We start from the raw sequence: 12,771 nt of genomic DNA, 5'->3' as shown, positions 1-12,771 counted from the left end.
GCGACCGCTGCAAAGGTCGCGCGCCGTGCGCCCGTGGGGCGTCTCCGCGTGCTGCGTCCCAAGGAATTACTCCATCGCCTCGTGATCGGTCAGGGCATGAAAATCCCCCTGCTCCCATACGGAGGCGAGCCCCACTGTGTTCAACCGCCTCGGAAATTCTCACAAGTTTCTCAGTGCCCGACGGTTTGAAACGCTCTCACCTGCGTCGACGCAGGTGAATTGGGCGCGGATCCCTCAAGGCATGAGGCCCGCGGCGAGCGTGGCGCCCAGCTCCCAGCACGCCTGGATGTCGTCCTTGCCGGGCTCGCCCGTCACGGTCACCGGACGGGCGGACCGCTGCCAGCCGAGACCGGTCGTGATGGTGTCGACGGCCCGCAGGGCGCCGGTGACGTCGCTGCCGCCGTGCACATAGTGCCCGAAGGAGCGGCCGCGGGTGGCGTCGAGGCAGGGGTAGTAGATCTGGTCGAAGAAATGCTTCAGGGCGCCGGAGATGTACCCGAGGTTGGCCGGTGTGCCCAGCACGTAGGCGTCCGCGGCGAGGACGTCGGAGGCGGTGGCGGACAGTGCCGGGCGGCGGACGACGTCGACGCCCTCGATCTCGGGCGCGGTCGCACCGGAGACGACCGCCTCCAGCAGGGCCTGGCAGTTGGGCGACGGGGTGTGATGGACGATCAGCAAGGTGGGCACGAGCGCACCCTGCCCCCGGGGCGCCGGTCCGCGCAAGCGGCACGCCCGGTTCCGGGCGCTCAGCCGTCGGTCACCTGGACGCGCCCGATGGCCGAGGACAGTTCCGCCCGGAGCCCTGCGGGCAGCGGCGTGCCGCCCTGGGCGGCCTCGACGAGTTCCCCGGCGAGCAGATGCGGCTCGGTGCCGCCGCGCTCGGCGGCCGTGACGAGCACCGCCCAGGCGTCCCGGGGGCCCAGGCCGTAGTAGGCCATGAGGATGCCGCGGGCGAGGTCCTCGGTGGGCCGGGTGCGCATGGCCTGGCGCAGTTGGGCGAGTTCGGTCCGCAGGTCGTGGCCGGTCGCGTCCGCCGCCTCCCCGTCCGGTGTGCGTCCCGTCGCGTCGGCGCCGTCCGGGGCCGGTCCGGTGAACAGGTCCCGGGTGCCGGTCAGCAGAAGCAGGCGGTCGACCGTGGCGCTGCTGCCCTGCAGCGCCACGGTCTTGCCGTCGGCCAGGGCCCGCCGGCGTTCCGCGAGGAGGATGTTCAGGGCGGCGCAGTCGCAGAACGTGACGCCGCGCAGATCGAGGTCGACGCCGCGCACCGAGCGATGCAGGGCGTCCCGCAGGATGCGTCCGAACCGGTCCCCGGCGTCGAGGTCCAGCTCGCCGCGGACGACCACCCTGGTGCGATCGCCCTCGGGACACAGGGCCGCGACCAGCGGTAGCGGCGGGTCCACCAGCGGCGCGCCCATCGCTCCGGCGTCCGTGGCGTCGCCTGCGGCAGAAAGGTGTACCGACGCGAACTCGGGCATGTCCGCCTCTCCCTCAGGTCTCCCCGTCTCCCGCACAGCTTGAACCCGAAGCACCGTTCACGTCAACTGATACATGAATCGCCGTACGTGTTTTTGGATACGTGAATCCTCGGCCGTACTCTAGGGCCATGGATGTAGTCCCTGAGCCGCACACCGGGTGGACCTTTCTCACCAACCACGCACGCGTGCTGGCCACGATCGCCGACAATCCGGATGTCCGCATCCGGCATATCGCGGCGCACTGCCGGCTCACCGAACGCGCCGTCCAGAAGATCATCTCGGAGCTGGAGAGGGACGGCTATCTGTCCCACAAGCGGGAGGGGCGCACCAACACCTACCGCGTCGAGCCGGGGAAGCTGCTGCGGCATCCGGCGGAGGCGGGGCTGCCGGTGGCGGCGCTGATCGGTCTGCTCGTGCAGGACCAGGAGCAGCGCGACACCGCCTCCGAGCAGCTGCGCGCGACGCGTTCGCCGCAGCGCGTCGAAGGCGGCTGACGACCGCCGGGCGGTGAGTGATGCCTCAGCAGAGGACGCGCAGGGCGCCCGGCAGGACCCGGACGGTGACGGGGAGCGTGGCGTCCACCTCGCCGTCCGCGCCGTAGGGCACGTCCCGGTCGGCCACGATCCGTATCTCCTTGCCCCGCAGGATCTCCACCTGCGGGCGGTTCACATGCGTGCCGTCCTTGAGCTCGTTCATCAGGGCGAAGAAGAGCCGGCGCGGCGCCTGGCGGATCATCACGACGTCGAGCAGTCCGTCGTCGACGCGCGCGTCCGGCGCTATGCGGCGGCCGGAGCCGTAGTAGCCGGAGTTGGCGGCCACGACCGTGTAGCCGACGTGCAGGTGCTCGCGGCCGTCGACGGTGACGCGGTAGCGGGCGGGGCGCCAGGTCGTGACGGCGCGCAGGCCGCCCGCGTAGTAGGAGGCGGCGCCGCGCAGCAGGGTGGCGTTGTTGGCGTGCCGGTTGGCGAGGGCGTCGACACCGGCGTACACGCTGCCGAGGACGACCGTGCGCGGGTGGACGGCCGACTCGACCTCGATGGTGTCGACCGGGCGGGGCTCGGCGTCGAGCAGCACCCGGGCGAGCGCCGCCGGGTCGGTGGGCAGTTCGAGGGCACGGGCGAAGTCGTTGCCGCGGCCGGCGGGGACGAGCCCGAGCAGGGCGTCGGAGCCGCTGAGGGCCCCGCCGACACCACCGGCCATGCCGTCGCCGCCCACGGCGAGCACCACGCGTCCGCGCTCCCCGGCGTCCCGGGCCAGTTCCTGGGCGTGCGCCAGGCTGCGGCTGTACAGGGTCTCCAGATCGGCCCCGGCCTCCCGCAGCGGCCGGGCCACGTCCAGCAGCGCGGCAGCCGCGGCGGACCCGCCCGCCGTGGGGTTGACGATGGCGGTGAACTGTCGCATCGGTGTGCCTTTCGGGCCGGCGGTCAGGAGCCGCCAGAGGCGGGGAGGTGGAGGGAATGTACGGTGCGGTGGCGCGTCAGTCGAGGGGCAGCAGGACACCCGGGTTGAGCAGGCCGGACGGGTCGAGGCGGCCCTTGACGGCACGCAGCGCCTCGACGCCGAGCACCCCGGCCTCGCGGACGTACCAGTCGCGGTGGTCCGTGCCGACGCCGTGGTGGTGGGTGATGGTGCCGCCGGCCTCGATGATCGCGTCGTTGGCGGCGCGCTTGGCCCGCTCCCAGTGCTTCAGGGGGTCCTCGCCCTGCGCCGAGACGACGGTGAAGTACAGGGACGCGCCGTTCTCGTAGACGTGCGAGATGTGGCACATGACCAGGGGCGGGGTGCCGGCCTCGGTGAGCGTGCCGGTGAGGGCGTCGCGGACGGCGGCGTGGAGGCCGGGGACTCCCGACCAGAAGGTGGCCGTCTCCAGGGTCTCGGCGAACGCCCCGGCGTCCAGCAGGGAGTCCCGCAGATAGGGGGCGGAATAGCGGCCGTGCGCCCAGCGCCGGCCCGGTTCCTCGCCGAGCGGGGTGCCGCCGCAGGCGTGCAGTACGGCCGCGGCCTGCTCGCGCCGGTGGGCGGTGTCCTCCTCGGTACCCTCGTAGCCGGTGATCGCGAGGCAGCCCGCGTCCGTCGGGAGGCCGCCGCCGATCGCGTCGGGCTGGGCGAGGCCGACCAGGGTCTCGGTCTCGTCGGACAGGCGCAGCACGGTCGGGCGCGGGCCGTCCTGGGCGAGGCGGCGCAGCGCGGTGGCGCCCTCCTCGAAGGAGGCGAACCGCCAGCCCTCGTAGACGCGGGTCTGCGGGACGGGCCTGATCCGTACGGTCACGGAGGTGATGACGCCGAACGCGCCCTCCGAACCGAGCAGAAGCTGGCGCAGGTCGGGGCCGGCCGCCGAGCGGGGGGCGCGGCCGGTGTCGAGGGTGCCCTCGGGGGTGGCGACGGTGAGGCCGAGGACCATCTCGTCGAAACGGCCGTAGCCGGCGGAGGCCTGGCCGCTGGAGCGGGTGGCGGCGAAACCGCCGATGCTGGCCCACTCGTAGGACTGGGGGAAGTGCCCCAGGGTGAAGCCGTGTTCGGCGAGCAGCGCCTCGGCCTGCGGGGCGCGCAGGCCCGGCTGCAGGGTGGCGGTGCGGGAGACCGGGTCGAGGGCGAGCATCCGGTCCATCCGGCGCAGGTCCAGGGCGACGAAGGGGCGGCGCCCGGCGGGCGCGAGGCCCCCGACGACGGAGGTGCCGCCGCCGAACGGGACGACGGGCAGGCCGTGTCCGGCGCAGGCCCGCAGGACCGCGACGACCTCGTCGTGATCGGCGGGCAGGACGACGGCGGCGGGGAGGTCGGCGCCGACCTCGCCGTCGCGGATGCGCAGCAGGTCGGGGGTGGACTTGCCCCGGGTGTGCCGGACACGGGTCTCGGCGTCGGTGCGGACGTGCTCCTGGCCGCCGGCCGCGGCCACCAGGTCCTGGAGGGCGGCGGGTTCGAGCCCCGGCTCGGGTACGGCGATGTCCGCGAGGGCGACCGGCGCGGCGGTGCGCGGCCTGACGCCGAGCAGGTCGCGCAGCAGCCCGGTCACGGTCTCGGGCAGCGGTGCCGCCTTGGCGGGGTCGCCCCAGCCACTCCACAGCATGTCCATCGGCTGTCGTCCTCACGGGTCGGGTCGGGCGATGCCGTGTCCCGGACGGCCTCGCAGGCGTTACACTGTGACACATGACGCCTATTCGTCACAACCACTCGGACGGCGGCGCGGTGCTCGACGCGGTACGCGACTGCGTCCTCGCCGTCGGAGTCCGCCGTACGACGATGACCGACGTGGCCCGCCGCGCCGGGGTCTCCCGGATGACGCTGTACCGGCGGTGGCCCGATGTGCGCTCCCTGGTCGGGGACCTGATGACCCGCGAGTGGGTCGCGGCCGCCACCGGCGCCATGCCCGAGCGGCGGCCCGGGACGCTCACCCGCGACCTGATCGCCGACGGACTGGTCGCCGGGGTGGCCGCCTTCCGCGCGCACCCGCTCTTCCACAAGATCGTCGACGTCGATCCGGAACTGCTCCTGCCGTACGTCCTCGACCGGCGCGGCGCGAGCCAGGAGGCGCTGCTCGCCCTGCTCGCGGACGTGCTGCGCGAGGGCCACGCCGACGGGTCGGTGCGCCAGGGGCACGTCGAACGGCAGGCGCGGGCCCTGCTGCTGATCGTGCAGTCCTTCGCCCTGTCCCTGCGGACCATGACCGACGCGGACGACACCGAGCTGAACGGCGACGCCTTCCTCGCGGAGCTGCGCGGCATCCTCGAGAGGACCCTGACGCCATGAGCACCGCCACTCCCCCGCCCGGCGGGGCGTCGCTGTCCGCCGCCCGGCGCGCACGCGAACTCACCGCGACCGTCGGCGGTCCGGCCGTCGACGTCCTGGTCGTCGGGCTCGGCGCGACCGGCGCGGGCGCCGCCCTGGACGCCGCGTCCCGCGGTCTGACGGTCGCCGCGATCGACGCGCACGACCTGGCCTTCGGCACCTCGCGCTTCAGCAGCAAGCTCATCCACGGCGGGCTCCGCTACCTCGCCTCCGCGCAGTTCGACGTGGCCCACGAGAGCGCCGTCGAGCGCGGTGTGCTGATGGAGCGCACGGCACCGCACCTGGTGCGGGCCCAGCCCTTCGTCCTCCCCCTGACCCCGCTGGTCTCCCGCGCCCAGTCCGCGCTGGCCTGGGCCGGCTTCCGGGCCGGCGACACCCTGCGCCTCGCGGCGCGCACCGCCCGCGCCACGCTGCCCGCGCCGCGCCGCCTGTCCGCAGTGGAGACCCGGCACCTCGCGCCCGCCCTGCGCACCCAGGGCCTGCGCGGCGGACTGCTGTCCTGGGACGGCCGCCTCACCGACGACGCCCGGCTGGTCACCGCCGTGGCCCGGACCGCCGCCGCGCACGGCGCCCGTGTGCTGACCCGCGTACGGGCCCTGGAGCTCGGCGCGTCCGGCGCCCGCGTCCGCGACGAACTGACCGGCGAGGAGGGCGAGATCAGGGCCCGTGTCGTCGTCAACGCCACCGGCGTCTGGGCGGACGGCCTCGTCGAGGGCATCCGCATCCGCCCGTCACGCGGCACGCATCTCGTGCTGCGCTCCGACCGGCTCGGCCCGCTGCCCGCGGGGCTGCACGTGCCCGTGCCCGGCGAGACCAACCGCTTCGTGCTGGTGCTGCCGCAGGGTGACGGCCGGGTGTACGTCGGCCTCACCGACGAGCCCGTGGAGGGCCCCGTGCCCGACGTCCCCGACGTCCCGGAGACCGACATCGGCTTCCTGCTCGACGTGCTCGGCTCCGTCCTGGACGTCCCGGTCGGACGGGAGGACGTCGTCGGCGCGTTCGCCGGGCTGCGGCCCCTGCTGGACACCACCGCCGAGGTCGGCTCGGCGGCCGGCCGCACCGCCGACGTCTCCCGCAGGCACGCGGTCCTCACGTCGTCCGAGGGCGTGATCACCATCGTCGGCGGCAAGCTCACCACCTACCGCCGGATGGCCGAGGACGCCGTCGACGCCGCCGTGGCCACCGGCCGGGTGAGCGCCGGCCCCTCCCCCACGGCCTCGCTCCCCCTGGTCGGCGCCGCGTCGCCCACCGCCCTCGCGACCGTCCAGGCCCCGCACCGCCTCGTCCAGCGCTACGGCACCGAGGCGGCGGCCGTCCACGCGCTCGGCGCCACCGACCCCCGTCTCAACGAGCCGGTACTCACCGGGCACCCCGTCACCGCCGCCGAACTCCTGTGGGCGGTCCGCCACGAGGGCGCCCTCGACGCGTCCGACCTCCTCGACCGCCGCACCCGCATCGGCCTGATCCCGGCGGACCGCACGGCCGCGATGGAGGCGGTGCGCGAGGCGCTGGGAGAGGAGACGCCGACGGGCGCATAGGCGGGTTCAGCGGCGGCGGAAGTGCCACACGTGGTTGTCCCGGTGGCCCTGGACGCCGTCGGGGGACGTGTGCGGGCTGCGCACGGTCTCCTGGACGACCACGGTCCACTCCGCCTCGGGCAGGGCCAGTTGCTCCGGGACCTCCGCCAGGGTCGGGAACTCCGCCGGGAAGGGCGGCTCGGTCTGCCAGGACGGCCAGCCCGCGTGCAGGACGATCAGCAGGGTGCCGCCGGGCGCGACGGCGTCGGCGGCCCGCCGCAGGACCGTCTGCTGGTCGAGCGGCACCGGCGACTGCAGGAACTGCGCGTTGACCAGGTCGTACGTGCCACTCGGGAACGTCTCCCCGAGGACGTGCCGCTCCCAGGACGTGCGGTCGGCCACCCCGGCCTCGGCGGCGTGCCCGGCGGCCCGCTCCAGAGCGGTCCGGGAGATGTCGACGCCGGTCACCCGCCAGCCGCGCGAGGCGAGCCACACCGCGTCGCCGCCCTCCCCGCAGCCGAGGTCGAGCGCGGTGCCCGGGGGCAGCTCCTCGGTCTCCCGGACGAGGAGCGCGTTGGGCCGGCCGCTCCACACGGGGCCGCCGTCGCGGTAGCGGGCCTCCCAGAACTCGGCGGCCTCCAGGGCATGGGTCTCGGTCACGGTGCCTCCCGGTGCATAGGTGCGTACGGCCAGCCTGCGGGGGCGGCGACCGACCCGACAAACACCGTTGCCGTTCCGGCAAATCGCGCGCCCGGTCAGTCGTCCGGGGCCTCCAGCCAGAAGCCGGCGCGGGTCCGCCCACCCGTGGCACACGGATTTCAGCGGCCGGTGCGGGCCGCCGGTGCAGAGCTCATCGTGCCGCGGGCCCGCCAAGGTGCATGGCCTGCGGCTCGGCTACTGTGGGCCGGCTGATCAGGACGGCTGGGGAGAGTCGATGCGGGTGGGGACGGTACGGATGCGGCGCGGGGTGGTCCAGGTGGCCTTGCTGGCCGGGGTGCTGACGGGGTGTTCGGGCGGCTCCGACGAGGAGCCGGAGAGCCGGGCGAGCGCGTCGGCCGAGGCGTCCGGCGGGGGCGGGTCCAGCGCGGTCAAGAGCGGTGGCAGCGTGGGCGCCGCCGGGTCGGCCTGCGCGCTTCCGGTGACCTTCGACGTCGCCGAGTCCTGGAAGCCGAAGGCCGTCGAGGCGAGGTCCGCCGAGGGTGAGGACGAGCTGGTCGAGGAGCTGGCCGCGGCCCTGCTGCACCAGGGGCCGGTCACCGCGGCCTGTGAGATCGACGCCAAGCCGGCAGGGAACATCGGTTTCCTGCGGGTGTGGACGGGCGAGCCGGGCGCTGCCGACGCGCGCACCGTCCTGAAGGAGTTCGTCGCCGCCGAGAAGGGCGCCGAGCAGGCGAAGTACCGCACCTTCGAGACGGCTGACGGGGTCACCGGCGCCGAGGTGACGTACACGTACACCAGTGAGGCCCTGGACGAGACGAAGGAGGAGCGCGCGCTGGCCGTCGCCACGAAGCGCGGCCCGGTCGTCCTCCACCTCGGCGGACTCGACACCGACGAGCACCGGGCGATGCTGCCGGCCTACGAGCTGGCCCGGCGGACCCTGCGCGTCGGCTGACGCCGGGCGCCGCCGTCCGTTCAGTCGCCTCGGGTGAGGAAGCGGTCGAGGACGGCGGTCAGTTCGGCCGGCTTCTCCACGGGCAGCTCATGGCCGGCGTCCAGCACCCGGACCTCGGCGTCCGGGTACGCCGTGGCCAGCCGGAGCATCGGCGCGATCGGCAACTGGACGTCGTGGTAGCCGTGCACCAGCAGGGTCGGCGCCTGGATCGCCCCGATCCGGTCCGAGACGTCGAAGGAGCGCATGGCGCCGTACAGCGTCATGACGACCTCGCGCGGGGTGCCGGCGGAGGCGCGGATGTACTCACGGACCTCCTCGCGCGGGTAGCCGGGGGCGAAGGCGCGCTGGATGTTGGCGGCGACGAACAGCTTGAACGGCACGAGCGTCGAGGCGGCCATCAGCAGGGCGCGGCCCCGGCTGTAGGCCATCTTGCCGATGGAGTTGACCAGCACCATGCGCTCCACCCGCTCCGGGTGCGACAGCGCGACGGTCTGGGCGATCATGCCGCCCATCGAGTGCCCGACGATCACGAACCGCTCGATCTTCAGATGGTCCAGAAGGGCGAGGACGTCGGCGGCGAGGTCGTCGATACGGCGCACGCCCGCCCCGGTGCTCTCGCCGTGCCCGCGCAGATCGAGCCGCACGACCCGGCGCCGCTCGGAGAAGTGGGCCGTCTGGTGGTCCCAGCGGTGCCGGTTCGCCGTCCAGCCGTGCACGAACACCAGGGGCACACCGTCGCCGTCGCGGGGGCCCTCGTCGTCGTACGTCAGCGTGGCGCCGTCGACTTCGAGCTGCGGCATGGAGGGCCTCCTGGGGAGCGAGCGGGTTACTGACCGGTACGGTATCCGGACCTGCGGTCCGCCGTCACCGGCGTTCGCCGAGGAAGTCCAGGATGTGACCGAACACGTCCAGGGCCGCGCCCCGGCCGAGGAACGTGTCCAGGTGCCCGTAGCCCGGTATCTCCGTGTAGCGGACGTCGAGTTGGGGCTGCCGTCGGGCCAGGACGTCGTGGCACAGCTTCTGCGAGTCGAGCCACAGGCCGTTCTCGCTGCCGGACAGCAGCAGCACCGGGGTGTCGATGCGGGCGGCGGCGTCCAGGGCGTTCTCCGGCAGGGCCCGGTAGCGGTGGTCGGTGTCGTTCCAGCGGACGACCGTACGGGCCAGTTCGATCCGGCGCAGATGCGGCAGGATCCACAGCGGGGCGGGGCCGAGCAGCTCGGCCAGCCGGTCGTGCGTGGCGGCGGACAGGTGCTCGTGGACGAACAGGGAGGCGCCGGTCCCCCACGCCGAGTGGTGCAGGATCTGGCAGGTGGGGTCCGGGCAGGCCGCGCCGCGTGAGGCCAGCGCGAACAGCGGGGTGTACTTCGACCAGAGGCCGACCTTGCGGAAGTCGACGGGGATGTGGTCGATCCGGGAGCGCAGCAGCTCGCCCGCCAGGGTCATGCGCAGGGAGGTGCGGCCCGCGAGCTTCGGGGTGAGGAAGACGCCCTGGGACACCACTCCGGCCAGCCCCGGGACCAGGCCCGCCGTCATGCTCAGCGACAGCGTGAGGGAGCCGATGCAGTGGGCGACCACGAAGAGCGGCCGGTCGCCGATCCGGGCCCGGATGTGGGAGACGGCCGCCGGGATGTCGTGCAGCGCCACGTCGTCGTACGTGTACCGGCCGCCGGTCTCGTTGTACGGCAGCCGGCAGCTGCCCCGCCAGTCCAGCAGCCAGGGCTCGTAGCCGTCGTCGAGGAGGACGTCGACCAGGTTGCGGGTCTCCGGCAGCAGGAACATGTCGGCGGAGGCGGTGTGCCCGTGCAGGAGCAGCACGGCGGGCCGGCCGCTCTCGCCGGGGTCCACCCGGGTCAGGCCCAGGCGCACTCCGTCGCCCGCCCGCAGCGGGATCTCCTCGACGGCCGCCGGGTCGAGGCGGTGCCGCAGCGGCCGGGGCGTCACGGTGCTCCGGACCCTGCGCAGGGCCGGCCGGGTCGTCCGGGGGGCGGGCGTACGGAAGATCATCGGTGGTTCTCCGTCGGGTTCGGGGTGCGGCGCAGGTCGAGCAGGTCCGCGGCGGCCCGGGCGAAGGGCCCGGCCAGGCCACGGCCCATCTCCAGCCCGAACCAGGCCAGCCAGGTCAGCTTGGCGGCACGTTTTTCCCGCCCGGTCAGGCGCGGGTCCACGCGGATGCCGTCGATCTGGTCGCGGACGTAGGTGTCGGCGGGGACGACGACCTCGCCCGCCAGGCTCGCCGGGTCGCCCTCGCGGCCGAGCTCCACGGTCAGGGTCCGGGTCTGGCGCCACAGATCGCGGCGCGCGCGGGCGTACTTGTGGCCCTCCAGCCACCAGCGGCCCCCGTCGGCGTCGGTCAGTTCCAGGCGGTAGCGCAGCAGCGGGTGCCGCAGGCCGTGCTGCTGCGGGATGCCCTCCTCGGGGCGGACCCAGAGGTCGCCGCGGGCCACGGTCAGCGCTGCGTGGTGCGCGGCGGGGCAGTCGACCTCGCCGCGGACGTCGACGCGCCGCTCCGTCACCAGCTGGTGCATGCTGGCGACGGACAGGGTGAGGGCCATCGAGCAGGGCGAGTCGGGGGCGCCGCCGACCGGGCCGACCCCGCCCTCGGTGGTCTCGGAGAACCACAGGTAGGGCTGATCGTCCTTGTGCGGCAGCCTGGCCAGACCGTCACCGGCGAGGCGTTCGAACGTCTTCAGCTGCGCCCGGGCGTCGTACCGGGCGGCGGGCGGCAGACCGAGCGCGTCCACGAGCGCGTCCGTCCGCTCGGCGGTGGCCGCCGGTCCCGTCAGGGTCGCCTCGCACAGTTTCAGCGCGGTGGGGCTGCGCAGCACCCGGGTGAGGAAAGCGAGTTCGGGGACGGGCTCGGCCTCCAGACGGGCGAGGGTGTCCGCCCGCCACTCCTCCCAGTCCCGCACGCGCACGTGCATCCCGCCGAAGGCCATGTCCCGGACGACGTCGTCGAGGGTGTTGGGCACGCCGGTGAGGTTGTAGTCGAAGCCCCATGCGTCCGGTTCGCAGATCACGGCGACGGCGGTCCGGCTCACCCAGTCGACCGGGGCGGCGTTCAGATACCGGAAGGCGGGGACGGAGCGGAAGCGGGCGAACGCCGACAGGAGGCCGCTGCTGAGGTCCTGGGGGTTGTAGGCGCCGGTCCTGGTGTGCCCGCCGATGCCGCCGGGGCGCAGGGCCGTGACGACCAGGCCGTGATCGCGGGCCCGGCGCAGGGCGACCTCGGCGGCCCACTTGGACTGGTCGTATCCGGCGACGAGCCGGTCGACGTGGGCGAACGGGTCGTCCTCGCCCATCGAGGGGATGCCGACCTCGTTGAAGACGGCGACGGAGGAGATGTGGTGCAGCGGCTTGGGGCGGCCCGTCGCGGCGAGTTCGGCCAGCGTGAGGGAACCGAGCACATTGCTCGCCCGCAGAGACGGGTAGCCGCGCAGGAAGTCCACGGCGGCGGCGACCGACACGACGCTGTCCAGCTCCTCGGCGAGCCGGTCCCAGAGGTCGGTGGACAGGCCCAGGCGGGGTTCGCGGATGTCGCCGGGGAGAACGGTGACACGCCGGCGGACCTCCGACGACCAGGGCAGCGCGTACCCCTTGAGCGCCGCGCCCAGCCGGGCCACGGCCGCCTCCTCGTCGGCGGCACGGACCAGGCAGTAGACATGGGCGTCGCTGTGCCGTAGCAGGTCGAGGAGCATGTGGCTGCCGAGGAAGCCGGTGGCGCCGGTCAGCAACACACGGCGCGGCGGCGAGGGTTCGGGGGACGCGACGAACGGCAGCCGGTCGGCCAGGGAGAGGTCGGCGAGGATCTGCGCCAGGTCCTCGGGGCGGGCGGCGGAGTCGGTGGGGGTGGACGTGAGGGTCGGGGCGGGGTGTGCGGGGTGGGAAGCCGGCTCGGTGGTCACCAGTCCGGTCGTGGGCCGCTGTACGACGGTCAGTCCGGCCGTTTCCCGCTGTACGACCGTGCCGTTGGCGCGTATCGCGCGGCGCACCAGGCTTGCGGGGCGGGCGTCCGCGAACACCTCGTCCAGGTCGACCGTCAGGCCGAGTTCCGTCTCCAGTGCGGCGACCAACTCCACCGCGTGCACGGAGGTGCCGCCGGCGTCGAAGAAGTCGGCGTCGGGCGCCAGGTGGCCGGCGGGGACGTAACGGCCCGCCAGGGCGGCGACCTCGGCGACGAGGGCGACCTCGTCGCGGGGCGCGGCGGAGGGCTCCGGGATGGCGGGTACGTCCGGCTGCGGTGCCGCCCCGGGTGCGACCCTGGCCAGCAGGTCGGTCACCGAGAGACCGATGCCGCCCCGCTCGATCGCCTCGGCGGTCGCCCGCTGGTCGGCGGGTGCCGGCCCGTTCTCGTTCACCTCACGCATGGAAGCCCTTCACAAGT

Annotated in this window: 12 protein-coding genes; 4 read left to right on the top strand and 8 right to left on the bottom strand. The window is 74.2% G+C overall.

The genetic code is table 11. From position 1 onward, the window contains the following. Positions 1 to 234 precede the first annotated feature (234 nt). Positions 235 to 687, bottom strand: a complete 453-nt coding sequence (locus DC008_RS32225; protein WP_108710019.1) for a flavodoxin family protein — start codon at positions 685 to 687, stop codon at positions 235 to 237. A 59-nt stretch (positions 688 to 746) separates the two neighbouring features. Then, positions 747 to 1,475, bottom strand: a complete 729-nt coding sequence (locus tag DC008_RS32220) for an STAS domain-containing protein (protein ID WP_108710018.1) — start codon at positions 1,473 to 1,475, stop codon at positions 747 to 749. 128 nt (positions 1,476 to 1,603) lie between these two features. Here DC008_RS32220 and DC008_RS32215 point away from each other — a divergent pair, with 128 nt between their 5' ends. Then, on the top strand, positions 1,604 to 1,969 hold the full coding sequence (locus DC008_RS32215; RefSeq protein ID WP_108710017.1) for a helix-turn-helix transcriptional regulator: 366 nt from the start codon (positions 1,604 to 1,606) through the stop codon (positions 1,967 to 1,969). Positions 1,970 to 1,994: 25 nt separating this feature from the next. On the opposite strand, the gene DC008_RS32210 is transcribed toward DC008_RS32215, so the two are convergent. Together DC008_RS32210 and DC008_RS32205 are read right to left on the bottom strand one after the other, a co-directional pair. Then, positions 1,995 to 2,876, bottom strand: a complete 882-nt coding sequence (locus DC008_RS32210; protein ID WP_108710016.1) for a YegS/Rv2252/BmrU family lipid kinase — start codon at positions 2,874 to 2,876, stop codon at positions 1,995 to 1,997. A gap of 76 nt (positions 2,877 to 2,952) precedes the next feature. Continuing rightward, complete coding sequence (locus DC008_RS32205; protein ID WP_108710015.1) at positions 2,953 to 4,548, bottom strand: FAD-binding oxidoreductase; 1,596 nt, start codon at positions 4,546 to 4,548, stop codon at positions 2,953 to 2,955. Positions 4,549 to 4,622: 74 nt separating this feature from the next. Here DC008_RS32205 and DC008_RS32200 point away from each other — a divergent pair, with 74 nt between their 5' ends. Both DC008_RS32200 and DC008_RS32195 read left to right on the top strand, forming a co-directional pair. Next, positions 4,623 to 5,222 (top strand): TetR/AcrR family transcriptional regulator, encoded by a 600-nt coding sequence (locus DC008_RS32200; RefSeq protein ID WP_108710014.1) that lies wholly within the window; start codon positions 4,623 to 4,625, stop codon positions 5,220 to 5,222. Beyond that, positions 5,219 to 6,799, top strand: a complete 1,581-nt coding sequence (locus DC008_RS32195) for a glycerol-3-phosphate dehydrogenase/oxidase (RefSeq protein ID WP_108710013.1) — start codon at positions 5,219 to 5,221, stop codon at positions 6,797 to 6,799. Before DC008_RS32200 ends, DC008_RS32195 begins: the two co-directional genes overlap by 4 nt. 6 nt (positions 6,800 to 6,805) lie before the next feature. Here the strand turns inward: DC008_RS32195 and DC008_RS32190 are convergent, their stop codons facing one another. Further along, on the bottom strand, positions 6,806 to 7,438 hold the full coding sequence (locus tag DC008_RS32190) for a class I SAM-dependent methyltransferase (protein ID WP_108710012.1): 633 nt from the start codon (positions 7,436 to 7,438) through the stop codon (positions 6,806 to 6,808). Positions 7,439 to 7,712: 274 nt separating this feature from the next. Between DC008_RS32190 and DC008_RS32185 the strand changes: the two genes are divergently transcribed. Further along, the gene (locus DC008_RS32185) at positions 7,713 to 8,390 is read left to right on the top strand and encodes a lipoprotein (RefSeq protein WP_108710011.1); all 678 of its coding nucleotides are present in this window, start codon (positions 7,713 to 7,715) and stop codon (positions 8,388 to 8,390) included. Between the two features lie 20 nt (positions 8,391 to 8,410). Here the strand turns inward: DC008_RS32185 and DC008_RS32180 are convergent, their stop codons facing one another. The 3 genes from DC008_RS32180 to DC008_RS32170 form a co-directional block, all read right to left on the bottom strand. Next, positions 8,411 to 9,190, bottom strand: a complete 780-nt coding sequence (locus DC008_RS32180; RefSeq protein WP_108710010.1) for an alpha/beta fold hydrolase — start codon at positions 9,188 to 9,190, stop codon at positions 8,411 to 8,413. Positions 9,191 to 9,254: 64 nt separating this feature from the next. Continuing rightward, positions 9,255 to 10,394 (bottom strand): alpha/beta hydrolase, encoded by a 1,140-nt coding sequence (locus tag DC008_RS32175; protein WP_108710009.1) that lies wholly within the window; start codon positions 10,392 to 10,394, stop codon positions 9,255 to 9,257. Beyond that, positions 10,391 to 12,754: a thioester reductase domain-containing protein gene (locus DC008_RS32170; protein ID WP_108710008.1), complete on the bottom strand. Its 2,364-nt coding sequence runs from the start codon at positions 12,752 to 12,754 to the stop codon at positions 10,391 to 10,393. The genes DC008_RS32175 and DC008_RS32170 overlap by 4 nt, the downstream gene beginning before the upstream one ends. Positions 12,755 to 12,771 lie beyond the last annotated feature (17 nt).

This window comes from Streptomyces nigra (assembly GCF_003074055.1).
Lineage (GTDB): Bacteria > Actinomycetota > Actinomycetes > Streptomycetales > Streptomycetaceae > Streptomyces > Streptomyces nigra.
The sequence above is the reverse complement of the archived record's forward strand: the minus strand, read 5'-3'. Positions and strand labels throughout refer to the sequence as shown.